The organism is Holdemania massiliensis, from assembly GCF_022440805.1.
GTDB lineage: Bacteria > Bacillota_I > Bacilli_A > Erysipelotrichales > Erysipelotrichaceae > Holdemania > Holdemania massiliensis_A.
Genome location: NZ_JAKNTK010000001.1, coordinates 495,436 through 517,896 on the forward strand (window position 1 = coordinate 495,436; position 22,461 = coordinate 517,896).

General features: G+C 47.6%; 20 protein-coding genes. 7 read left to right on the forward strand and 13 right to left on the reverse strand.

All coding sequences use genetic code 11. From position 1 onward, the window contains the following. Positions 1 to 38 precede the first annotated feature (38 nt). Positions 39 to 1,235 (forward strand): hypothetical protein, encoded by a 1,197-nt coding sequence (locus MCG46_RS02340; protein ID WP_240277334.1) that lies wholly within the window; start codon positions 39 to 41, stop codon positions 1,233 to 1,235. Positions 1,236 to 1,338: 103 nt separating this feature from the next. Here the strand turns inward: MCG46_RS02340 and MCG46_RS02345 are convergent, their stop codons facing one another. From MCG46_RS02345 to MCG46_RS02375, 7 genes are all read right to left on the reverse strand, one after another. After that, positions 1,339 to 2,823 (reverse strand): DUF1846 domain-containing protein, encoded by a 1,485-nt coding sequence (locus MCG46_RS02345; RefSeq protein ID WP_154238150.1) that lies wholly within the window; start codon positions 2,821 to 2,823, stop codon positions 1,339 to 1,341. A gap of 160 nt (positions 2,824 to 2,983) precedes the next feature. After that, complete coding sequence (locus tag MCG46_RS02350; RefSeq protein ID WP_006061374.1) at positions 2,984 to 3,193, reverse strand: cold-shock protein; 210 nt, start codon at positions 3,191 to 3,193, stop codon at positions 2,984 to 2,986. 227 nt (positions 3,194 to 3,420) lie between these two features. Further along, a complete protein-coding gene (locus tag MCG46_RS02355) occupies positions 3,421 to 4,239 on the reverse strand; it encodes an HAD family hydrolase (RefSeq protein WP_240277337.1) in 819 nt (272 codons plus the stop codon). An 11-nt stretch (positions 4,240 to 4,250) separates the two neighbouring features. Further along, positions 4,251 to 5,870, reverse strand: a complete 1,620-nt coding sequence (locus tag MCG46_RS02360; RefSeq protein ID WP_240277343.1) for a DUF885 family protein — start codon at positions 5,868 to 5,870, stop codon at positions 4,251 to 4,253. Positions 5,871 to 6,078: 208 nt separating this feature from the next. Further along, positions 6,079 to 6,363: a hypothetical protein gene (locus MCG46_RS02365; protein WP_020225209.1), complete on the reverse strand. Its 285-nt coding sequence runs from the start codon at positions 6,361 to 6,363 to the stop codon at positions 6,079 to 6,081. A 522-nt stretch (positions 6,364 to 6,885) separates the two neighbouring features. Further along, complete coding sequence (locus MCG46_RS02370; RefSeq protein ID WP_275890942.1) at positions 6,886 to 7,587, reverse strand: transposase; 702 nt, start codon at positions 7,585 to 7,587, stop codon at positions 6,886 to 6,888. Further along, a complete protein-coding gene (locus MCG46_RS02375) occupies positions 7,584 to 7,754 on the reverse strand; it encodes a hypothetical protein (RefSeq protein ID WP_240277345.1) in 171 nt (56 codons plus the stop codon). The genes MCG46_RS02370 and MCG46_RS02375 overlap by 4 nt, the downstream gene beginning before the upstream one ends. On the opposite strand from MCG46_RS02375, the gene MCG46_RS02380 reads away from it, so the two are divergent. The 3 genes from MCG46_RS02380 (at position 7,753) to MCG46_RS02390 (ending at position 11,427) form a co-directional block, all read left to right on the forward strand. Next, a complete protein-coding gene (locus MCG46_RS02380) occupies positions 7,753 to 9,129 on the forward strand; it encodes an IS200/IS605 family accessory protein TnpB-related protein (RefSeq protein ID WP_240277346.1) in 1,377 nt (458 codons plus the stop codon). The genes MCG46_RS02375 and MCG46_RS02380 overlap by 2 nt on opposite strands. Positions 9,130 to 9,588: 459 nt before the next feature. Further along, positions 9,589 to 10,455, forward strand: a complete 867-nt coding sequence (gene fba / locus MCG46_RS02385; RefSeq protein WP_006058291.1) for a class II fructose-1,6-bisphosphate aldolase — start codon at positions 9,589 to 9,591, stop codon at positions 10,453 to 10,455. Positions 10,456 to 10,572: 117 nt separating this feature from the next. After that, positions 10,573 to 11,427, forward strand: a complete 855-nt coding sequence (locus tag MCG46_RS02390; protein WP_240277347.1) for a YitT family protein — start codon at positions 10,573 to 10,575, stop codon at positions 11,425 to 11,427. A 112-nt stretch (positions 11,428 to 11,539) separates the two neighbouring features. On the opposite strand, the gene MCG46_RS02395 is transcribed toward MCG46_RS02390, so the two are convergent. From MCG46_RS02395 to MCG46_RS02405, 3 genes are read right to left on the reverse strand one after another with little or no spacing between them, the layout of a single operon-like run. Next, the gene (locus MCG46_RS02395) at positions 11,540 to 12,961 is read right to left on the reverse strand and encodes a sensor histidine kinase (RefSeq protein ID WP_240277348.1); all 1,422 of its coding nucleotides are present in this window, start codon (positions 12,959 to 12,961) and stop codon (positions 11,540 to 11,542) included. Continuing rightward, a complete protein-coding gene (locus MCG46_RS02400) occupies positions 12,925 to 13,602 on the reverse strand; it encodes a response regulator transcription factor (RefSeq protein WP_240277352.1) in 678 nt (225 codons plus the stop codon). The genes MCG46_RS02395 and MCG46_RS02400 overlap by 37 nt, the downstream gene beginning before the upstream one ends. Before the next feature lie 31 nt (positions 13,603 to 13,633). Next, positions 13,634 to 14,440: a TraX family protein gene (locus MCG46_RS02405; RefSeq protein ID WP_240277353.1), complete on the reverse strand. Its 807-nt coding sequence runs from the start codon at positions 14,438 to 14,440 to the stop codon at positions 13,634 to 13,636. A 147-nt stretch (positions 14,441 to 14,587) separates the two neighbouring features. Here MCG46_RS02405 and MCG46_RS02410 point away from each other — a divergent pair, with 147 nt between their 5' ends. Together MCG46_RS02410 and MCG46_RS02415 are read left to right on the forward strand one after the other, a co-directional pair. Then, a complete protein-coding gene (locus tag MCG46_RS02410; RefSeq protein WP_240277354.1) occupies positions 14,588 to 15,031 on the forward strand; it encodes a DUF3284 domain-containing protein in 444 nt (147 codons plus the stop codon). 79 nt (positions 15,032 to 15,110) lie between these two features. After that, positions 15,111 to 16,373 (forward strand): UDP-N-acetylglucosamine 1-carboxyvinyltransferase, encoded by a 1,263-nt coding sequence (locus tag MCG46_RS02415; RefSeq protein WP_020225203.1) that lies wholly within the window; start codon positions 15,111 to 15,113, stop codon positions 16,371 to 16,373. 173 nt (positions 16,374 to 16,546) lie between these two features. On the opposite strand, the gene MCG46_RS02420 is transcribed toward MCG46_RS02415, so the two are convergent. Both MCG46_RS02420 and MCG46_RS02425 read right to left on the reverse strand, forming a co-directional pair. Next, positions 16,547 to 17,293: a response regulator transcription factor gene (locus MCG46_RS02420; protein ID WP_240277355.1), complete on the reverse strand. Its 747-nt coding sequence runs from the start codon at positions 17,291 to 17,293 to the stop codon at positions 16,547 to 16,549. Next, positions 17,275 to 18,990 (reverse strand): cache domain-containing sensor histidine kinase, encoded by a 1,716-nt coding sequence (locus tag MCG46_RS02425; RefSeq protein WP_240277356.1) that lies wholly within the window; start codon positions 18,988 to 18,990, stop codon positions 17,275 to 17,277. The genes MCG46_RS02420 and MCG46_RS02425 overlap by 19 nt, the downstream gene beginning before the upstream one ends. A 185-nt stretch (positions 18,991 to 19,175) precedes the next feature. Between MCG46_RS02425 and MCG46_RS02430 the strand changes: the two genes are divergently transcribed. Beyond that, positions 19,176 to 20,963, forward strand: a complete 1,788-nt coding sequence (locus tag MCG46_RS02430) for a flavocytochrome c (protein ID WP_240277357.1) — start codon at positions 19,176 to 19,178, stop codon at positions 20,961 to 20,963. A gap of 120 nt (positions 20,964 to 21,083) precedes the next feature. Here the strand turns inward: MCG46_RS02430 and MCG46_RS02435 are convergent, their stop codons facing one another. After that, positions 21,084 to 21,998 carry an AEC family transporter gene (locus MCG46_RS02435; RefSeq protein ID WP_240277358.1) on the reverse strand — a complete coding sequence of 305 codons (915 nt, stop codon included), beginning with the start codon at positions 21,996 to 21,998 and terminating at the stop codon, positions 21,084 to 21,086. Positions 21,999 to 22,461: the final 463 nt, after the last annotated feature.

The following is a 22,461-nucleotide window of genomic DNA, read 5'->3' on the forward strand; positions in this document are numbered from 1 at the left end:
AAGACTGATAATTAAACTTAAGAAAGGTGATTGAAATTATGAAATTGATTCAAGTCAAAATTCTGTCCTGCTTCTTCTTGCTGATATTGATTGCCAGCGGCTGCAGTGCAAGAACAAATTTAAATCCTGAAATACCTCTTGATGAAGACTTTGAATATGAACATGATATGAATATTCAAGAACTCACATGGACGGGGTTTAAGAGCGTTGCTGCCTGTCCTAAAGGTATATATTTCACGATTGCTGATTATCTTATGTTCTATGATTTTGCCTCTGGCAATACAGTGTTTGTCTGCAATAAGCCGAATTGTTTGCATGATAAGGAAACGGATCAGCTTATTGGGCAGGAATGCAATGCTTATTTAGGCAATGCCTCTTATGGGGGCTTAGTTAATATTGCACCGCTCTTCTATCAGAATGGAAAATTGTATATGATTCAAGCTGTTATTGATTTTGAAACGACCCAAATTGCCCAACATTTTCAGTTGTTGGAAATTGATTTGGATGGAAATAATCGCGATGTAATCTTTACTTTTGATAATCCGGTCAATGAAATTATTTTACATAGAGGATATGGCTATTTCGTTACCCATGGTAAAATTGGAAAAATTAATCTGACAAAAAAAGAAACATTCGAACTGTTTGAATGGGAAGGGATAGAAAATATCGGGAATTTATTTGCGATTGAAGATGACTTGTACTTCTCCGCCGATCTTGCCAACATTGACTCTCAGACTTATTATGGAGCATTACTTAGTTATAACTTAAATACAGATAAAATCTCAGTTATTTCGGAAAACGTGGGGAGCAATGTCAATCCAATCGGAGACCATAGATTTGCTTTCGCGAGGAATGGAAAAACATATATTTTAGATTCTGAAACTGGAAATACAGAATATCTGTCTGAAGATGCTGGTCAAGTCTTTTTTACTAATGATTATTTATTTGTCTATAATGGTATCAGCAGCCAAGGAAACACTGAAGAAAGTTTGCACTTAAGTGTATATAATAAAGAAACATTGGAGCTTCTTGCAGAAACGACATTAATTCCAGGAACAAAAATTTGTGCTTCCGCAGCGCATGGCAATAGCTTATATGTCTATTACAATGACCCAGAGGATTATTTCTCAACTGAAAGACTGTATGAAATCAGCTATGAACAAAAAGAAATTGTCCAAAAGATATTCTGTGAGAAACATCCGAATGATAACAAAATTCAAGGCTATCGGTATTGATGAAAAAAGAGAATGAAAAGAAGCCATCTGCATTTCTGCTGATGACTTCTCTTGAATTCTTTGTCTTTTGCGGTGGGAGTGATCCCGCCTTTTTGTTTTATATTTAGCGATGATACAGCTTTTTCTTCTGATAGACCGGTTCGCAGGTCAGATTCATTCCCAGCTTTTTGAATGTGGAAGAATCGACTTCTGAAAGCAGAACCGTTGAATGGACTTCACAATCCTTCAGTTTTTTCAGCTGCTGCATCGCCAGATGGGAAACTGGATTGTTGGTGGCGGCGATCGCCAGCGCAATCAGAATTTCATCGGTGTGCAGCCGTGGATTGTGGTTGCCGAGGTGCTGGACCTTCAGCTTCTGAATCGGTTCGATAACGTTGGGTGAGATCAGCGGAATGTTGTCATTGATGCCGCCGATTTCCTTCAGCGCATTCAGCAGGGCAGCGCTGGAAGCTCCCAATAAATCGGAGGTTTTTCCGGTAATGATCCGGCCGTCGTTCAGTTCAATCGCAACCGCAGGCGCCTCGGTTGCCGCCGCTTTCTGCAACGCGGCAGTGACTACCTTGCGGTCTTCCTTCACAATTCCGGCTTGGTTCATAATCAGTTCGATCTTCTGAACGGATTCCTCCGTCGCCATATCCCGACGGTAATCACACAGTGCCTGGTAATAACGGCGCAGAATTTCATCTTCGCTGGCCCGGCGCGCCGCTTCATCATCGACGATGCAGTTGCCAACCATATTTACGCCCATATCCGTCGGTGACTTATATGGGGAAACTCCGGCAATCTTTTCAAATAAAGTATTCAAAACCGGAAACACCTCCACATCGCGATTGTAGTTGATCGCCGTTTCGCCATAGGCTTCTAAATGGAACGGATCGATCATGTTGACATCATTCAGATCCGCAGTCGCCGCTTCATAAGCTAGGTTGACTGGATGCTTCAGCGGCAGATTCCAGATCGGGAAGGTTTCAAATTTGGCATACCCCGCCTTGATGCCGCGCTTGTAATCATGATACAGCTGCGACAGACAGGTTGCCATCTTTCCGCTGCCTGGTCCCGGAGCGGTGATGACGATCAATTCACGGGTTGTTTCGATGTATTCGTTTTTGCCGTAACCCTCATCCGAAACAATGTAGGACACATTGCTCGGATAACCAGGGATCGGATAATGCAGCACAACGTTGATTCCGAGGTTTTCCAGTTTCTTCTTAAACAGATCCGCGGTAATCTGCCCGGCATACTGGGCGATGACAACGCTGCCGACATACAAATCGATGCTGCGGAAAGCGTCGATCAGCCGCAGGACGTCCAGATCGTAAGTGATCCCCAAATCGCTGCGGACTTTATTCTTTTCAATATCGGTTGCATTGATGACAATAACGATTTCTACGGAATCTTTCAGTTCCATCAACATTTTAATTTTGCTGTCAGGCTGAAACCCCGGGAGGACACGGGAGGCATGATAATCATCGAAGAGCTTGCCGCCGAACTCCAAGTAAAGCTTGTTGTCAAACTGCTGGATGCGTTCTTTGATTTTGGCAGACTGCATCTGCACATATTTTTCATTATCAAAAGCCAGTCTTTTCATAGTCTATACCCCTCAAAAACTCAATTACATATTATATCAGAAAGCCCCCGGGAATACTATTAATTAAATGGTAAAATAAGCGGAACCTGTGAATTTCAAAAGCTGCAGGTCAGAGGAGATTGGCTTGAGCAAAAAGAAAAAACCCTTGCGGGTTTTTGTTTTAGAGAACGGTTACGTTAACTGCGCGGGACTTATTGCTGCGCGCATCGTTTTCAACTTCGAAGGAAACCTTCTGTCCTTCTTCTAATGACTTGTAGCCATTACCGTTGATGCCTGAGAAATGAACGAAGATATCGCCCTGTCCCTGATCATCCGTAATGAATCCGTAGCCTTTGTCACCGTTGAACCATTTTACTTTTCCTGTACTCATTTTAAGTACCTCCTTTAGTGGAAATAAGAAGCTACTCAAGGTATAAAAAATCGCATAACTTTAGGGATTTTTGTACATTGAGTGATAATTACAATCCCGATATGCGATCATAGCTATTGCTTAATATTACTTCTTCAGTATAACAGGTTTCCGGTGGATGTCAAACAATTTAAAAATTATTTTTCATGTCGAAGTTTTTTGATTTAGACGTTTTTATAAAAGTGAAGTCAGATTAATCCCAACAGCTCATGCAGAGCCCAGGCAATCCCGTCTTCATCATTGCTGCGTGTCTGACAGCGAATCTGGCGGCGCAGCTCAGGGTCGGCATTGCCCATAACGATACCATGAGGAAAGCCTGTCAGCATTTCCAGATCGTTCCAATCATCGCCGAAGACGGCGATTTCATCAGGCTGCAGACCAAGCTGATGACGCAGATGATCAATGCTTTGATATTTGCTGGTACGGGAGTTTGAGATCTGCAGCACTTTGCCTTGATCTGTCAGATAAACATTGGCCTGATCCTGACAAATCTGACGGCAGGATTCAACTAGGGAAAGGGGCAGCGGCATGACTGAATCGACAAGATTTTCAAAATAGATCAGGATTTTAACGGTTTGACAGAAAGCCGAAGTTTCCAGCGGGACAACGGACTGCGGGGCGATTCCCCACTGCCCATAAGCCGCCGCGGCTAAGGGTTGGTTAAAGGCGTGACGTTCTTCCTGCAGCTGCAGGGCAAGGTGCAAAGCAGGGATTGGATTGATCGTCTGCACGCAGCGAGTTACAAGCGGAGCGGGAAGAAAGGTGTAATGTGTTTGTCCATGCAGCTTCTCACAGGCTCCATTACAATAGATTCCTCCGTCAAACAGACGAAACTCCGCTTCTGTCCAGCCTAGCATCTTGTCCAACAGGGGAGCGCGGGCTGTGGCAAGAAACAACCCGATGCCCTGCTTCTGACATTGCTGCAGCGCCGTTCGGGTTGAATCGGCCAACGTTTTTCGGGATGTCAGCAAGGTTCCGTCCAGATCAAAAAATAAGGCGCGGATCATCAACGGGTTCGTCATGCAAAACGATATAAGCTAGGATAATCGTGCAGAATTGACCAGCGGGCTTCGTCACTGCAGCTTAACAACAGGCGCAGGCTTTCCATGCTGATCTGTCCGGCCGCAAACAACCGCCGGGTCATTTCATCCGTCGGCAGCTGCAGGTCCTTTTCCAGCTGTTCGATCTTTTTTAAGCCGTAGCAGTAACAGGTGAAATAGCCGAACATGTCTTCCTGGGCCAAAACCTGACCGCGTGCTGTTTTGATGTCGAAGCCCAGTTCTTTTTGATACAGCTGCACCGCTTCGCTGATCGGGCGATTTTCCCACCGCAGCATCAAATCAGCCTGAATCCGCACGGAAGTATGATGCCGTCGGTAAGCGGTAAACAACGGGAAGTAGGGGTCCTCCGCAAAGATCGTTTCGTATACATGTTCGCTGCGGTGTGCTGTACCCTCGATTAATGGATCCGCTTTGGGGCCGCGGCGCATTGTTTCCGGCAGCGGATCGCTGTTGACGCGCAGAAACTGGATATGATGGCCAAAGTAGGCTTCGTGAATGGTGTTGACTTTGATCCAGCCGTCGCTAACAGCTGGATAGTTGGTTTCATTGAGAAACATCCGGCCATGCAGCGGCCGTTCATACGGGCAGCCGTCCATGTAGCCGCCCCACGGGAAAGAATCCCGCAGCTCTTCCGGAACACCGGTCAAATCGCACAGCTCGTCAATCGGATGCCAGAGCGTCTGCCGGCTGACAGCCTTGACGCGGGCTAAATATTCATGCCCGCGCCGGAACATTTCCTCGGCACTTTCACAAGCTCCGGCTTTGTCATCCAGCAAGGCGCGGACTTCCGCCATCGTGGTGATTGGGGTATCGCTCAGGCGATTGGCAATCGCAAAGACGTTGGCACGGGTCGCTTCAATTTCATCCTGATACCAAGAAAGCAAGTCGTCCAGATCCACGCCCAGCTTCATCGCCAGCGTGCAGCGGTAAACTTCCGGATCGGTATTCAGCCGCTGATCATCGGATCTGATCTTCTGATTTTCTGTAATGCCATCCGCGCGCAGCCGTTCAATCCAAAGCGCCAAGGCTTCTACGCCTTCGCTTAAGGCCTGTCGGGTCCGTGCTTCCTGCTCGTCCAAAAACGGAATGATCTGTTCTGCCTGATGCTTCAGCGCCTGACTGCGGGCAAGCACAAGCGGCAGATCAGTTTCATCCAAGTCGGAAAACCGCGCTTCCAAAGCGTGCAGACAGGCGGGCAGTGCCGTCCACTGCTCAGCCAAAATCGTCATCCGCAGACTGCGGCGGCGCTGATCTGAAGACCAGAGCTGTTTTAAAGAATGCAGTATTTCACCGAGCTGAACCTGCGGATGAGCCCAGAAATCATCCGCTTCCCAGCTCAGAAAATCCAGACAGTCATGAAAATGATGAATGAAAAAATGTGAAACTTCATCCTGATCACTCAGCTGATCAACCCGAACGGAAAGCTGTTCTAAAGTTTCCAGCAGGGCTTTGCGATGTTCTTCATCGGGGATCCAGAGTGAACGTTGGTAAATCTGACGGCTGTGCAGTCGATCGCCGGCCAGCGCTAAATCGCGGTCCAGCTGACGGATGATCATGATTTCCTGCGGTGAATGCATAATGATTCCTCCTGTTGATTTGGCTATAACTATAATGAAATTCTTGTCTGTTGGCAAGAACATTCAGCAATAAAACAAGGGATGGTATTCAATTCGGGGGACTTTGCTTAAAGCAAAGCCGCAGAACTGGTTTCTGGAAAACCATTCAAGACTTTTGGATGAAAAAAAAGAACTGTCGCGAAGCAAAGCCCTGACAGTTCTTTCTGTTTTACGATAAATTTGCCGGTGATGAGGAGTTCTCAGTCCCGTTCGATTCCAACTCTTCCAGTTGTTCTTCCAGCCCGAAAGTAATGTCTTCCAGGGATGCAACTAAACCTTTCATCTGCTCGATGTTCTTTTTTAGTGTCTTGCAGGCCAATTCCAATGAAGCGGTAGCGTTTGGATCTGTTCCCTGAGCTCCTTTGCAAATGACGTTAAGGACGGAATCATCCAGGTTGTCTACGATCGAAGCGAGATCCCAAGCGATGTCGTAAATTTCTGAACTTTTATTCATACTATTCCTCCGGTTGGAATTATATCCAACAATTTCTTCTGTGACAATCATTTTTTCAGTGAAAATAAGTAAAATTTTCACTGAATCGGGTGATAACACTGACTTTACAGGTCTTGGATAGAAATATTATAACCAAAAAGACAGCTGTCAGCACCTCAATAACACTATTATACACAAAAATGTTAAAAATTCTTAATAATTTAACCGAAAATGGGTAAAAAATGGTTATTTTTTTTCTATTAGGAAATTGCATCAAAATGGGTGATAGGTTCAAATGAGTTAAATAACTCAAACGAATCTTATGAAAAAGAAAAACGACCTAAAAGGTCGCAACGAAAAGAGAAATGGGATAGGAGTGGAAGGATAGACTATTCTCGAGCGAATGGGTCTAAGACATCGACAGGGATCATAACAGAATCCCATTGGATACAGTAGGCGCGGAAACATGGAATACCCCGATAAGAAATAAGATCACAAGCTTCTTCAGCGATATCGATTTCCATCGGATCCAGAAAACCACATTTAGTACACTTGAAGGGGATCGAGTTCACGGTGCCAGTCATAGAGTTCCCAGATTTCATTGATTTTCACCTCCAATCCAGCCAGGAAAAAGGATTCAACCAATTCCATGATGTGTCCGCAGGAACAAAGGAAGGGATCAATGCCTGTGGACTCCTTACGAAATTCTCGATAAGAAGAAAGCTTCTTACGAATCCAAGCTCGAGGCTTACGTAACATTTTTTGAATACAGCGATAAAGTTTCTTTTTTCGAGAAGTATAGGCGCCTAAGTAACGAACCATTTTGAAATGATCATCAGGAATATGAAGAATGAGCTTTTTCATGAAAACGAGAGTGGAATCAAACACATCTACACGTTCGTGGGTTTGATGGTCGATATAGTGCCACCAGACAAAGTCAAGGTCAACATCATAGTCTTCAATCCGACTTTGAGCCATGACAGGACGACCAACATAACGAATAATATAATCCACACAATCTTGAGTGGATTTGTGAGTAGAAGGTGGAGAGTAAACATAGAAGCCATCGGGATAATCTCGATAACATTGCTTTTTTACGATATTAAAATCTGGAGAATTCAATTTGGCTTCCATGCGGTCAAGCAACTGCTTTTGAAAAGAAAAACGCAGAGAATCGTAGTGGATATGTTTTAAAGGTTGAAACGAACCGCGTTTGTAAACAAGGGAAAAGAGATCTGAATTCAATTAAACTGTTCGATCATTTCTTTTTCCCAAGAGCCATATAGAGAAGAATGAAAAGGATGAAACAAACTCAAACGCGTTGTATAGCTTTGAGGAATGTTGTATAATAACTCAGAAGAAGTAGTAATTCCATTTTCTGATTTTCTATGAAAGTGAGGTTCTCTTTCCATGAAGACAATCACCTGTTCTAATCGTATTTACTACTCGGAATTATCCTTGGAAGAAGCGAACGCTCTGCACCAGGATATCCAGCTCTATCATGCCATGATGCATACTGCCTATCATTTGTTATGTCTGAAATCACAGGGGATTCCCTTTTCCTTTGATGATAGTCTGGGAAAAGAAATGAAACGCCGCTTTCATACGAATGACTATTTTCCACTCTCTGCGATTCAAGAAGCACAACAACATTTAAGTAACGATTTTGCCAACCATGAAAATCAGAAGAAGGTGCTGAAGGCTCAATGCAAGGCCATCGAGAAAAAAATAAAAGAAGTCGAAATCAACATTCGGAAAATTGACCGACAATTAAAAGAATTATTCAGAAAGACAAAACAAGGGAAACAAACGGAAGCGGATTACTTGCTTGAAGTGCAGCAGCTGCGTCCTGAGCGAAAACGATTCAAGAATCGTCGCTCTCATCTGATTTATGGATTGAATCGGAGAAAGCAGAAGTTAGAAGCTCTTCAACAAAGAATGAAGTTTACCTGTTTTGGCGGGAAGAAGTTAGCTAGGGCAAGAACGACAGTGTATGCAGGGCAACATGAAACCTGGCTGAAAGCATATCAATCAGCCCGCAATCGAACGATGATGATACGGGGAAGAAGGCAAGGAAAATTCTCAAATAACTTATTCCAATATCATATTGAAGAGGGAGTTTTGATTTACCGCTGCAGTAGTGAGAAACGGGAGATCCCGCTCAAGATTGAATTTCATCAACACAAAGAAGAATTGGAAAGAGCGGTGAGACTGCCGCATAATACACCTGGAAAAGCAGTGGCTTATGTGTTGGAAGATCATGGCGCTTATTTTATTATCAAAGCGATCGTCGAGATGGAAGAGAAAGCGAAGAGCGAAAACACAGAACAAGGGGTCATTGGCATTGATATCAATGTCAATCATATCGCGGTAAGTGAAACGGATGGCTGCGGAAACTGTGTTTTATTGAAAATGGTGAAAATGCCTCTGGATGGGAAAAATAGGAAACAAAGGAAACATCAGATTGGTCAGACAGCCAAGGAAGTAGTCTTGGAATGTGTGCGGAGTCATAAGCCGTTAGTGATGGAAGATTTGGATTTCCAGAAGACAAAAAGCAAGATGCGGTATGGGAATCGAAGACAAAATAAAATATTATCCGACTTTGCGACAAGCAAGATCGAAGAAGCGATTGTGCGGCGCTGCTGGAAAGAGGGATATGGAGTAAAGAAGGTGAATCCAGCGAATACAAGCAAGATCGGGAAAGAAAAATACAGCAAAAGAATGGGCTGCACAGTCCATATGGCGGCCACGTATGTGATAGCGCGGCGAGGGATGGGAATGGAATAGAAGCAACCGAATTCTGTTTCTTAATCTGTACAAAGAAGGCAGGGACAAGAAGATCGCTGACTTTCGCGTCGGAATGAAATTAAGAAACAGAAAGAGAACGAAGACGCCTGTGGGGAAGAACCTTCGACACAGCCTTCATCTTGTGAAGCAAGAGAGAGGAGGAAGGAACAGAACTGCAGGAATACTCTCCTGGCAAGAAACAGAGAGGGGCTCTGAAGGTTTAGACTTTCAGAGTGATGCTTGCATCACTTTCTTGTAGATATCTCAGTTTCCAGGCTGAGGAAATCTTAAAATTGAGAGTTCTTGGAATTTTCTCACAAAGTGGCATGTTGACATTTCAGGCAGAATCCAAAGGATTGTTCGGGTTGCGTGCTTTTTCCTTGAAAAGCGCTGCTGCAGACTTCTCAAATTTAGAAAAATGGAGTAGAATAAGGGCGTAGAAAATAGGAGGATACATTTATGGCATTAGTTTCCGCAAAAGAAATGATCGAAAAAGCTCATGAAGGTCATTATGCAGTAGGCGCATTCAACATCAATAACATGGAATGGATTAAATCCATTCTGGCCGCAGCTGAAGAAGCCAAATCACCAGTCATGTTAGGCGTTTCAGAAGGCGCTGGCAAGTATATGGCAGGCTTTAAGAACGTCGTGGCCATGGTCAGAGAAATTCATGATTCGATGGGCATTACCGTTCCGGTTGCGCTGCATCTGGATCACGGTTCATTTGAAGGCGCAAAGGCCTGCATTGAAGCGGGATTCACTTCTGTCATGTTTGACGGCTCGCATTATGATTTTGAAGAGAATGTAGCGAAGTCCAAAGAAATTCTGGAATTGGCTCACTCCAAAGGCATTTCCGTTGAATGTGAAGTCGGCGGCATCGGCGGCGAAGAAGACGGCGTTGCCAGCATGGGTGAATTGGCAGATCCTCAGGAATGTGCGAATATCGCAGCTCTGGGCGTTGATTTCCTGGCAGCCGGCATCGGCAACATCCACGGCAAATATCCGGCTGACTGGCAGGGATTGAACTTTGACCGTCTGGCTGAAATCCAGGCTTCGACCAATGGCAAACCGTTAGTTCTGCACGGCGGCAGCGGCATCCCAGCCGATCAGGTTGCCAAGGCGATCTCACTGGGCGTTTCCAAGATCAACGTCAACACTGAACTGCAGCTGGTTTTCGCAGCCGCAACCCGCAAGTACATTGAAGAAGGCAAAGATCTGGCCGGCAAGGGTTATGATCCGCGCAAACTGCTGAAACCGGGTGCTGATGCAATCACGAAGAAAGTCATTGAAATGATGAACCAGTTTGGTTCCGCAAACAAAGCGTAATCACTGAAAAACTCTTATTGAGAAAAACTCGCGGAGAAATCTGCGGGTTTTCTTTTTTTTCCGGATCGGGAAAGCTTATAATAAGAGGGTGTATGAAAAACGACGAGGAGGTCCGTGATGAAAACGTTAAAACAGAAGGGGAAAGATATCGTTTGGGTCGTAGCTGGCAACGCCGTCCTGGCGCTGGCTGTCAGCATGTTTATTTTGCCGTATGATATTCTGTCCGGCGGCGTCGCCGGCATTGCCGTAGCTTTGCAGCCGTTAATTCCGCTGCCGGTCACACTGATGGTCAATATTCTAGTGGTGGGTTTGTTTGTCATCGGCGCTTGCTTTCTGGGGAAGGAATTTGCGATGAAGACCATCCTGAGCTCGCTGATTTATCCGGTATTTCTGACCTTTTTCAGCGGTCGGGTTCCGGTTTTGGACCTGGATCCGATTTTAGCTTCGCTCTACGGCGGTTTGTTAGGCGGCATGGGCGTTGGGATGGCGTTAAGAACGGGGGCGAGTACCGGGGGAATGGACATTCCGCCGCTGATCGTGCATAAGCTGACGCACATTGAAATTGCCAAGCTGGTGCTGATCACCGATGCGCTGACCGTGCTGCTAGGTGCGTTTACCTATGGCTTGGAAGCGGTACTGGTAGGCTTTGTGTCGGTTTGGGCGTCTTCCGTAGCGATTGACAAGGTGCTGATGTTCGGCGGGCAGCAGGCCAAAGCGATTCAGATTATTTCAGATCAATATGAACAGATCATCGAACAGATTCATTCCCGCCTGGAACGGGGAACGACCCTGATTGAAGCCCAGGGCGGCTATACCCATGAGAAGCGTAAAATCGTGCTGGTCGTTATCACGAAAAACCAGTATCCTGCGCTGATGGAAATGGTAACGGCGATAGATAAGGAAGCGTTTGTGATCGCCAATGATACCCATGAGGTCAAGGGCTTTGGCTTCAGCTTTGAGTTCAAAGTTTAATCGGTAAATTGAAACACCGAGAACCTGACTGCGAAGAAAACTGAACCATGAACAAAAAAAGAATCGGCAGCCCGGGAATGAAAGTCTTCCCGAATCCGCCGATTCTTTATTGTCAAGGTGAAGCGAAGCTGCCGGAAACAGGGTCAGCGTGTTCAGTTTCTTCCGCAAGAGTAGTACGGGGAAATTCAAGAATTACCTGAGCTCCGCTGCCATCCGGGACATTGCCGGGAATCATGCGTCCGCCTTCGATCTGCATCGCCTGCGATACCGTATACAGTCCCAAACCCGCATGTCCGTTGCTGCTGCGGGCAGATTCATAACGATAGAAGGGTTCGCCGATGTGCTGCAGACTCTCCGCATGGAAGCCTGGCCCTTCGTCACTGACCTTGATGATCCAGTGCGTTTTAGTAACCTGTCCCATCAGCTGAACGGTTTTGCCCACAGGACAATACCGGATTGCATTATCCAGCAAATTGATCAGCGCCCGGCGCAGGGTTTCCGTATGCACCCAGGCGGAAAACGGCGGACAGAATACGGTTAGGGTCAGATCCTTATTGCGGCATAAGCCCTCGACTTCTTCCGTACAGCGCCGGATTAACTCATCGATCGCGGTCAGTTTGGGCTGTTCAGCCTGATTTTGACGGCTGGCAGCCTGCTGAAGCTGATAGACATAATGACTCAGCTGCTCTAAGCGCCGTCCGATCACTTCCAGACTTTCCGCAGCCGTTTCCGGCAGTGTTTCTTCCTTTAACAGTTCCACATTGCCGGCAATGACAGCCAGCGGCGTTTTTAGGTCATGGGCCAGAGCGGCGATCTGAATTTCACGCTGATTCTGCATGTCCCATTGCTGAACAAGCGAGTCTTTCAACGCCGTCCGCATCGTATCCACAGAATCCAGAGCCTGGTTGAATTCATTCAGGGCGGTATCCCGAATTTCAAAATCCAGATTGCCGGCGGCGATCTGGGTTGCGGATTCCTCCAAGGCGTTGAGCGCCTGCACTAATTTCTTTCCATAACGATTGGTCATTCCGATCAATAAGATCAGGATCAGCAGCGCGCACAATCCGACAAACACTCCCTGCAGATCTGGAATCAAAGCGGCGATGGCCGGTGAAGCAGGACGGACAGCATAGCGGAATAAAAGAATGACGGTTTCCGCTCTTAAATCTGTCCGCAGCCAGGCAGAAGCACCGATCATGCCGGTATAGCTGCCGGAATAATAGCTGTAATCCGCCAGGGCATCATCGGGCAGCAGAGAACTGTCCGCCCACTGTTCATGACTGAACAGGATATAATCAAGACCGTCGGGAACCTGATTGGGATCAAAGAAATCCTGCACCTGAATTTTGCCGATCAACTCCTGCGCTTGCTTTTCCGCATGATTGGCCGGAGTGTACCAGCCGGCGTTTAATCCCAGCTGAAATAGGCCAAGGGCCCCCGCCAATAAGGCAAGCACACCCAGGGATGTGATTAAGAAATAACGCCGCAAAAACTGCGCTAAGGTTTGGGTTTTTCTGCGTCTTCGTTTTTCCATCGATAACCTATCCCCCATACGGTTTCAATCGGATCGCTGTGCCATTTTCGGCACTTGGACCGGATATTTTTAATGTGTTCGGTAATCGCAGCCGGTTCGCTGCAGCGATCCCAGCCATTGATCAGCGCTAACAGCTGTTCTTTGGTCCAGATCCGGCCGGGCTGACGGCGTAAGGCCATCAGAATTTCCTTTTCACTGCGTGTCAGATTCAGCGGATGACCTTGAAAGCAGATCTGCTGATACGGATCCAGCTGCCAATCGCAGGCATAATCCCAAAGCCGGCGATGTTCCCGCCGCAGGTGAGCCTGAATCCGGCTGCGCAGGACGCTCAGACTGAACGGCTTGGTCAGGTAGTCATCCGCGCCTAAGCCCAACCCCTCAATCATCATTTCATCTTCACTGCGCGCGCTGAGAAACAGGATCGGACAGTCCAGCTGACTGCGGATGTTCCGGCAAAGCTCGAAACCGGACTGATGCGGAAGCATGATATCCAGCAGGACTAAATCCGCTTTCGCCCAGATTTCTTCATCAACATCAGCAGGATCTGTATAGCCGATGACGGTATGCCCGTCTTTCTCTAAAGCGATGCGAATTAATCGAAGCAGATCCGCGTCATCATCCACGGCGATGATCCGTGCCATATCCATTCCCTCCCTGCCGTTGTTTTCTCTATTATATCATTAAGCATGACAGAATATAAAACAGATAGATATGGGCGGGATAAAACCAGTAGAAGAAACGCTGATTGCGCGGTCCGCGCCGGCCGTTGTACAAGGCCATGAAACCCACCGCGAATAGTCCCATCCATTCATAACCCACCGTCAATACTTCGATGAAACTAAAATTCATCTGTCCCAGCACCAGCGCATACAGTCCGCCTATCGTCAACGTAAAGACACTCAGCTGAACGGCGCGGTGTTGGCGCAGGGCATAAAGCAGAAAACCGCCGATCAGATAGTAGATCCCGCCTTCGTTAAGAAACGGCAGCGGAAACAGCGTGCACTGCAGGAAATAGGCATAGGGCACCAGTGTCAGCGGCAGACTGGCAAACAGGAAATAACCGGCCCAGGGCAGCGCTAACAAGCCGATTCCGATCAACCAGCGTTTTTTCTTCAATTCATCCAGCCCCTGCCACAAAAGGAAGCAGAGCAGAAAGGTAGCGAAGATGTTGTTGGCCGGGAAAAAACCATCGGCCCGCGTCCAGCCGAAAAACTGGATCGCATATTGAATCAATCCCATCGCTGCCGCGATGATGTAGCAGCGCAGAACATACCGCCGGCGATTGGAGGTGTGCGCAAAGCCTTCCGCTGTACAGAACAGAAACAGCCAGCCGGACAGCCGGCCAAGCTGAGAAAAAAGCAGCGGAATCCGTCCGGTAAAACCAAAGAAATAATGAATGTGATCCAGCACCATCAGGATCATCGCCAAACATTTCAGATCAAATCCGCTGAATCCGCGGAACCGTTTTTTAGATTTCATAGAAATCCCTCCTTCTGTTTCTGAGCATAAACCACAAGTCTAAGGAAATTCTAAGGAATGCGAAAACTATGCACCCGTATCGGGAAAGAGTGGCAATGCGGAACGGATCACGGTATAATAGTTACGTAAAAAGATAAGGATGAGATTATGCAGATACAACATCAGTTTCCCTGTTCCGCCGTTCAGTTTTTCAACTTCATGGCCCGGCGGATTGCACAGGACATTCAGATTGAAACCGATAAGAAATTGACGATTGCCCAGATTCGTCAGGGCCTGAAATACGACAAGAAGATTGTCGTTTCGGATAAGAAACAACGGATCGGCAAAGCCGAGCTGACGATTTTTGATAAACCGGCGCATGTGCAGCTGCGGGTCGATATGTTTGACGGAACGCAGGTCATTGATACCCAGTGCCAACAGCTTGACGAACATAGCTGCATGGTTGTGTACAGCGAAGAATTCCGGCCTGCCAATATGGAAAAAAAGCTGGCAATTCTGAGCCTTTCGTGGATGGGAAAACGGAAAAACGAAAAGAAGCTGCAGCGGCTGATGGAACAATGGGAAAAGGAAATCCGCCAGCTGTATGGCTGAGCTGGGGACGGAACTCAAAAACAATCACGTTTGAAACAAAACTTAATAGTATGATAGTGCAATGAAAGGAGCCCAACCGATGGAAGAAGTATTTAAGATTGAAGGCGGTCATCAGCTGAACGGAGAGGTCAGAATCAGCGGGGCAAAGAACGCGACGGTGGCATTAATTCCGGCCTCAATTCTGGCCAGCGGCCCGGTGACGATCTGCGGTGTGCCGGATATTGCGGACGTGGAATCGTTATCCACCTTGTTAGAGGAACTGAACGTTGCGGTGGTGCATAAAGATCGGGGACATCTGATCATCGACCCGACTGAAATGATCAACCGCCCGCTGGAACATCCGGCGGTCACCAAGCTGCGGGCTTCCTATTATTTTATGGGAGCGTTGTTAGGCAAATACAAACATGTCAAAATCAAAATGTCGGGCGGCTGTTATCTGGGGCCGCGACCGATTGATCTGCATTTGAAGGGTTTTGAAGCGCTGGGAGCGAAGGTCGATTATCAAAAAGGCTGTTATACGATCGAAGCAGAAGAGCTGATCGGAACGAAAATCTTTCTTGATATTTCTTCGGTCGGCGCGACGATCAACATCATGATGGCAGCGGTCTACGCAAAGGGCCGGACAACGATTGAAAATGCCGCTAAGGAGCCGGAAATTATCGACGTCGCTACGCTGCTCAACAAGATGGGCGCGCATATCCGCGGCGCCGGCACCAATGTGATCACCATTGACGGCGTGGATTATTTATCCGGCTGTTTCCATGAGATCATTCCGGATCGGATTGAAGCGGGAACGTTTATCATCATGGCCGCGGCGGCCGCGAAGGAAATGAAAATCACGAATATCATTCCGCAGCATTTGGAGTCGCTGCTTTCCAAACTGCAGGAAATGGGTGTGGATATGGAAGTCGACGTCGACAGTGTTCTGATCCGCGGCGGCGGCAAGCTGCAGGGTGTCGATATCAAAACGCTGCCGTATCCAGGCTTTGCGACCGATCTGCAGCAGCCGTTGTCAGCCCTGCTGACACAGGCGGAAGGCAAATCAACGATCCGGGAAACGATTTATCCGGAACGGTTCAAGCACTGCATAGAATTGCAGCGGATGGGCGCGGACATCAGCGTCGGACAGGGCAGCTGTACGATTGAAGGGATTACCCCGCTGTATGGCGACCGTGTCACCGCGACGGATCTGCGCTGCGGAGCCAGTCTGGTTGTCGCCGGACTGTTGGCGGAAGGCGTGACGGAAATTCATGAAATCTATCATATCGAACGGGGTTATGACGATTTGGACGGCAAACTGCGGGCGTTAGGCGCGAATATCTGGCGGGAAACGGTAGAATAAAATAAGCGGAAGGCCAAACTATCCAGTAGTATAGAACAGAGCGGCAGTGTTGATGATGATATCGCTTTGTCAGCTTGTGGTTAGGCAAGAAAAGGATGAACGAGAAAAAAGGAACGAGATCAGGCAGCCAATGTGCGAATCGTTCCTTTTTTGATATAGGCGCTGATCATCGGTCAGCGGGGTTTGTTTTTGAAGGCAATCGGCGTCATGCCGGTGTAATTTTTAAAGGCCCGGCTGAAATAGTGCTGAGAACTATAACCGCACTGCAGCGCTACTTCATTCATCGTCATGCCCGGATTTTCCAGCATCAGAGATTCCGCCAGATCAATTCTTAACCGGTTCAGATAATCGGTAAAGGAAAGACTGGTTTTTTCTTTGATGATTCGGGACAGATAGGAGGGACTGAGATAAAACCGCTGGGCAACCTCCGTGAGATTCAGGGTATTCTCAGTAAAGTGATCCCGGACATAATGAAAGGCGGCCAGCCCTTTATCCTGAAAAGCGTCTTCTTCACTGACGGAGGCCGGATTGGCTTTGCGGTGAAGCTGGGTCCAGCTGTCCATCGCCTGTTGGAGAATCGGCACGAAGCCATGGACATCCAGCGGCTTTAACAAATATTTGTAGACGCCTAAATCAATAGCCTGTTGGGCATACGCGAAATCGCTGTAGCCGGAAACGATCAGAATCCGGCAGTCCGGGGAGCATTTGCGGATTTCCCCAATCGCTTCCAGACCATTGAGCTGCGGCATATTGATATCCATGATGATAATTTCCGGATCCAATTTCTGAACGAGTTCCACGGCTTCCCGTCCATCTTCGGCAGTTCCGGCGACTTTTAAATCCAGACCGCTGGATTCGATCAGATGAACAATTCCATTGCGGATGACCGGTTCATCATCGGCTACAATGACGCGAAGCATGTGTTTTCCTCCTCAGCCGGGAACGCTAATGTAATCCGAAAGCCTTTTCCCGACGGGCTTTCCAGAGTCAGGCGGTACTGATCACGATAAGTCAGGTAAAGCCGTTCGTTGATGTTGTATAAACCATAATGATCCGATTCCTGATGGCTGGCCAGTTCCTGCGTCAAACGCTGCAGACTCTGCGGATCAAGACCTTTGCCGTTATCCTGAACCGACAATAGGATCAATTCACCCTGCCGGCGAATTTCGATCGCAATCTGTCCATCTTTTCGTTTCCGATCCAAACCATGAACCAAGCTGTTTTCCACCAACGGCTGCAGGATCAGCTTGGGAATCAGGATCTCGCTGCATCCCGGTTCAACGCTCAGCGTATAAGCAAAATGATCAAGGAGCCGCATTTTCTGCAGCGTCAGATAGCTTTCCACATGCCGAATTTCATCGGCAACGGGAATCAGCTCACGGCCGTCGTTTAAAGCGATGCGGAACATCTGGGAAAGCTGCCAGATCATATCTGAAACCTCCCCGGCGTCATGTTCAAGTGCTTTCCATTGAATCGTATCCAGCGTGTTATATAAGAAATGGGGATTGATCTGCGCCTGCAGCGCCCTTAATTCCGCTTTGCGTTTCTGCTGCTGAACAGAAACGACCTGATTGATCAATTGCCTGAGCTGGGCTACCATTTCATTGAAGGAACGGCCCAGCCGGACAATTTCATCGGATCCCGAATTGCAAAATACCGTGTTCAAATTTCCGTTGGCAACAGCCAGAACACTTTGTTCTAGGCGTTTTAACGGCGCGGTGATCGAATTGGACAGCCGCCAGGCTAACAGCGCAGCGCAGATTAACAGAAAGAAAGCGAAGCCGACCATCATCCCAACGACTTGATCGAATGAGGAAAACAGCTTGGCATCGCTGACCTGGACACAGTACAGCCATCCTGGGGCATAGGGCACCGAAGCGTAGAAGATCGTATCGGAACGATCAGAATCCAGCTTTAAATAACCGGCGATTTCAGCCTGGCTGGCAAGGGCCTGAAGATCCTCCTCAGTCAGCTGAATTTCATCGAAAACCTCCGGCGCGGCGGTATAAGCCAGACCCTCGCGGTTCATGATCCATGAAAATCCATCGTAAATACTGACGGAAGACAGGATATCTGTAAATTTATCCAGATTGACGGAGCCGTTGATAAAGCCGATTTTCTCCTTGTTTTCATTGCGGATCGGATAGCAGATCAGAAAGATCGGTTTGGCATCGGACTTGGAGATGACCGGCTTGCTGATGACATACTCCTGTTCGGTCGCCATAGCTTCAATAAAATACGGACGCTGATGCACGTCAATCGTCAGCTTGTCATTAATCCAGCCCTGTCCATCCACCCCTCCAACCGCAAAAGCTTCCTCGGGATTGCCGTACTGTTGGCGCAGAACTTCATTGAGGGAAGAAAGATAGGGACGAAGCTGATCAAAATCCAGCGACTGCGTGCCGGGAAATTCATGGATAATCCGGATTTCACTGATTCGCTGGTTCAGCCAGGAACCCACTTCCGCGGCTTTCGCGTTGACCAGCTGGCTGGTCTGCTGCAAAGTCTGTTTCTCACTGGCCGGCCGCAGCTGAGTTTCGGTAATGGCCAGAATCGGCAAGAACACAATCAAAATGCAGGCCAGAAACGACCAGCAGAGTTTTGTCCGCAATGTCATCGTATCCCTCTTTTCCCCTGGTTTAAACGCATGAACATTCTTGTTTTTAAGTATAAATGAAGCTTGCCGGGATGACAAGCCGAGCTGTGTTGAAAGTGCAAAAAATAACAAATCTGTGCAAAGCCAACGTCAAGGCAACATGATAAAATAGTATTGTCAATAAGTTAACAAAAGGAGGAAAACAAATGAAGAAACTATGTGCGCTGATGTTGTCCGGGTTATTGATCCTGGGACTGGCCGGCTGTGGGGATCATTCGAAAACACCGGCACAGCCATCAACCGCGAATGCGATTACAGATGGAACTTATGCCGGTGAAGGCAATGGCCGCGGCGGCATTATCGGGGTAGAAGTCACGATCAAGGACGATACGATCACCGCGATCACAATCACCAAGAATGATGAAACCGCTGGGATTGACAAGGCGATGGATACGCTGACGGAAGCGATTCTGGCAACCAACAGTGTGGATCAGGATGCGATTTCCGGGGCGACTGCGACATCCAACGGCTTCTTAGAGGCTGTCAACAACGCTCTGGCGGCAGCCGGGGCAAGCAAGGAGATGCTGAAAAAGGTTGATACCGGAGCACCGGAATCCACTGAACGGACAACCAAGGAAGAAACGCATGATGTTGTTGTCATCGGGGCCGGCGGTGCAGGCTTTGCGGCGGCAATCACAGCGAAGATGAATGGCGCCGATGTTATTATTGTTGAAAAAATGCCGATGGCTGGGGGCAATACGCTGATTTCCGGAGCTGAATATGCCGCGCCGGGCAACTGGCTTCAGGCAGCGGAAGGTATTGAAGACAACGCTGAGCTGATGGCTCAGGATATGCTGACAGGCGGCGACAATCTGAATGATCCGGAGCTGGTCAAGGTTGTTGCGGACAATGCCTTGGCTGGGGCAGAATGGCTGCGCGATACCTGCAATGTGGTCTGGGAAGACGAGCTGATGTTCTTCGGCGGGCATTCGGTTAAGCGTTCACTGATTCCTTTAGGTGCCAGCGGAGCTGAAATCATTAAAAAGGAACAGGCGAAAGCTGAAGAACTGGGAATTCCGCTGCTGCTGGATACCCGCGCTACCGAGCTGATCACCGATGAAACCGGACGGGTTACCGGCGTGAAAGCCGAAGGCAAAAATACCGATTACACCTTCACCGCAAAAAATGTGATTTTAACCACCGGCGGTTTCGGCTCCAATATCGAAATGCGCAAGCAGTATGATCCGCAGATTGACGAATCCATTCTGTCCACCAACTCAGTGGGTTCCACTGGCGATGGCATCACGATGGCGACGAAGGTCGGAGCGAATCTGGTCGGCATGGAATACATTCAGACTTATCCAATCTGTGATCCGACAACCGGAGCTTTACTGTACTATGATGATGCCCGTCTGTATGGCTACACGGTGATTGTCAACAAAGAAGGCAAGCGGTTTGTTGAGGAACTGGGACGGCGTGACGTCATGTCGATGGCCATTAAGGATCAGACAGGTCATGTCTGTTACGAACTGGTCGATCAGAACGGCTTTGATCTGAGCAAGCTGCAGGAAAATCATGCGGCAGAGCTGGATTATCTGACCCAGGCTGGATTGATGGTCAAGGCGGATACGCTGGAAGAAGCAGCAAATTTCTTCGGCATTGATGCAGAAGAACTGAAAAAGACGGTGGAAAACTACAACAGCTATGTTGATGCCGGGACAGATCCGGAATTCAACAAGCGTTCAATGCCGGCTAAGATCGAAACGGGACCTTACTACATTGTCAAGGCAGCACCGGCTGTCCATCATACGATGGGCGGTGTTCAGATCAATGCGAACGCGCAGGTCATCAACCAGGATGGCAGTGTTATTGAGGGTTTGTATGCAGCAGGTGAGGTAACTGGCGGTATTCATGGAACCAATCGTTTAGGTTCGGATGCGCTGGCTGATATCACAGTATTCGGACGCATTGCGGGCGAAAACGCTTCGAAGTAAGAAATAAAAAAATGATGGCTGATTATCCCCGGGGGAGAAAGGCCATCATTTTTACTTTATCCGGCAGTAAAGCACGAAAGACATGAAAAGCAGCCTGTTGGAAAAGCAATCTATCAGGATTTACCAGATCATTTCCGAAAGCATAATGATAATCGGCAGGGTGAAAAGACACAGGATGGTGGACAGGCTGACAATTTCCGCGCCCAGGCTGATATCACGGTGAAACATCTGGGCGAAAACCGGCGCCAAAGCGGCAGAGGGAGCGCAGGCAGAAACCAGAATTACGGTCCGGATGGTTGCAAAAGTATTCGGCACCAGACTCAGCGCTGCCAGTAAAAAGGCGGGAATCAGAACTAGCCGGTAAAGACTGATACGGTAAGCCGCAATATTTTTAAACATGTGAGTAAGCGGACTTTTTGCCAGATAAGCACCCAGTACCAACATCGCCAGCGGTGTATTCATGGAACCTAGCGAAGCGACGGCTTCCATGACGGGCACAGGAGGTTTCTGCGGAAGCAGAAAGACAAGCACACCCACCGCCATTGCCCAGATACAGGGATTGGTCAGAATTTTTTTGAGCGTGACGCCCTCCCGGGTGCCGGACATGACAATCACTCCATACGTCCAGGCGTATAAATAGAAGCAGACGATGAATGGCGATAAATAGAAAACCGCTTCGATGCCCAAGAGTCCCGTCACCAGCGGAATTCCGAGAAATCCGGCATTGGAAAAGACCAAGGCGAATTTTTCAACCCGTTCTTCCCGCTTGCACAGAACACCGGCGATCATGATATTAGCGGCATAGACGGCCAGACTCAGCCCAAAAGCTAGGATCAGTCCCTGCAGCTTTTCCGGCGTATAGGTCTGGTTAAACGAAGTGATAATTGTGCAGGGAGTAGCTACCATCAGTAAAATATTTGAGAGCCGTGCGGTTGTATCGTCGTTGATTGTTTTTTTGCGGTAAAGCAAAAAGCCAACGCTCATCATCAGAAACATTTTCAGAATTTGATTAAATATCGTAATTGCGGACTCCATAAAATCCTCCCCTAGGCTTTCATTAGCTCAGGGACTATTATAACGGATTTTTATAAGAAAAGGAAATGAAGTCAGGAAACCAAACTGACTGGATTTTTTGAGTTTTTGACAATGTGAATCAAGATATTTTGTTGATCTTAATCCCAAAGTTATCCACAATTCCTGTGAGCATCAGGGATATATCGGTTTTATAAAAAGAGGTGTTTGGCAGGATAAACCGAGGAGGAAACAAAGGCTTCTTAGCTTCCTACCCAATAAGTTTGATTTATGCCTGTCAACGCAGCAATTTGCTTACCTTTTAATGTATAGCAGATGTATCGTTTTCTCTTTCCTGATTACCCCAGCAGGAATTATTTTTCAGCATTCTATGTTAGGTGAGGTGAAAAGGGGGTTGACTGACTCATGTTAAAGGGAAAAAGATAAAACTCAGAAAATACCAACCTTTAATTTGCCGCTCAACATA

What these genes read in the sequence shown, in the direction of transcription:
- MCG46_RS02340 (WP_240277334.1), top strand. Translation starts at nt 39, where the DNA reads ATGAAATTGATTCAAGTCAAAATTCTGTCCTGCTTCTTCTTGCTGATA.
- MCG46_RS02345 (WP_154238150.1), bottom strand. Translation starts at nt 2,823, where the DNA reads ATGAAAAGACTGGCTTTTGATAATGAAAAATATGTGCAGATGCAGTCT.
- MCG46_RS02350 (WP_006061374.1), bottom strand. Translation starts at nt 3,193, where the DNA reads ATGAGTACAGGAAAAGTAAAATGGTTCAACGGTGACAAAGGCTACGGA.
- MCG46_RS02355 (WP_240277337.1), bottom strand. Translation starts at nt 4,239, where the DNA reads ATGATCCGCGCCTTATTTTTTGATCTGGACGGAACCTTGCTGACATCC.
- MCG46_RS02360 (WP_240277343.1), bottom strand. Translation starts at nt 5,870, where the DNA reads ATGCATTCACCGCAGGAAATCATGATCATCCGTCAGCTGGACCGCGAT.
- MCG46_RS02365 (WP_020225209.1), bottom strand. Translation starts at nt 6,363, where the DNA reads ATGAATAAAAGTTCAGAAATTTACGACATCGCTTGGGATCTCGCTTCG.
- MCG46_RS02380 (WP_240277346.1), top strand. Translation starts at nt 7,753, where the DNA reads ATGAAGACAATCACCTGTTCTAATCGTATTTACTACTCGGAATTATCC.
- MCG46_RS02375 (WP_240277345.1), bottom strand. Translation starts at nt 7,754, where the DNA reads ATGGAAAGAGAACCTCACTTTCATAGAAAATCAGAAAATGGAATTACT.
- fba (WP_006058291.1), top strand. Translation starts at nt 9,589, where the DNA reads ATGGCATTAGTTTCCGCAAAAGAAATGATCGAAAAAGCTCATGAAGGT.
- MCG46_RS02390 (WP_240277347.1), top strand. Translation starts at nt 10,573, where the DNA reads ATGAAAACGTTAAAACAGAAGGGGAAAGATATCGTTTGGGTCGTAGCT.
- MCG46_RS02395 (WP_240277348.1), bottom strand. Translation starts at nt 12,961, where the DNA reads ATGGAAAAACGAAGACGCAGAAAAACCCAAACCTTAGCGCAGTTTTTG.
- MCG46_RS02400 (WP_240277352.1), bottom strand. Translation starts at nt 13,602, where the DNA reads ATGGCACGGATCATCGCCGTGGATGATGACGCGGATCTGCTTCGATTA.
- MCG46_RS02405 (WP_240277353.1), bottom strand. Translation starts at nt 14,440, where the DNA reads ATGAAATCTAAAAAACGGTTCCGCGGATTCAGCGGATTTGATCTGAAA.
- MCG46_RS02410 (WP_240277354.1), top strand. Translation starts at nt 14,588, where the DNA reads ATGCAGATACAACATCAGTTTCCCTGTTCCGCCGTTCAGTTTTTCAAC.
- MCG46_RS02415 (WP_020225203.1), top strand. Translation starts at nt 15,111, where the DNA reads ATGGAAGAAGTATTTAAGATTGAAGGCGGTCATCAGCTGAACGGAGAG.
- MCG46_RS02420 (WP_240277355.1), bottom strand. Translation starts at nt 17,293, where the DNA reads ATGCTTCGCGTCATTGTAGCCGATGATGAACCGGTCATCCGCAATGGA.
- MCG46_RS02425 (WP_240277356.1), bottom strand. Translation starts at nt 18,990, where the DNA reads ATGACATTGCGGACAAAACTCTGCTGGTCGTTTCTGGCCTGCATTTTG.
- MCG46_RS02430 (WP_240277357.1), top strand. Translation starts at nt 19,176, where the DNA reads ATGAAGAAACTATGTGCGCTGATGTTGTCCGGGTTATTGATCCTGGGA.
- MCG46_RS02435 (WP_240277358.1), bottom strand. Translation starts at nt 21,998, where the DNA reads ATGGAGTCCGCAATTACGATATTTAATCAAATTCTGAAAATGTTTCTG.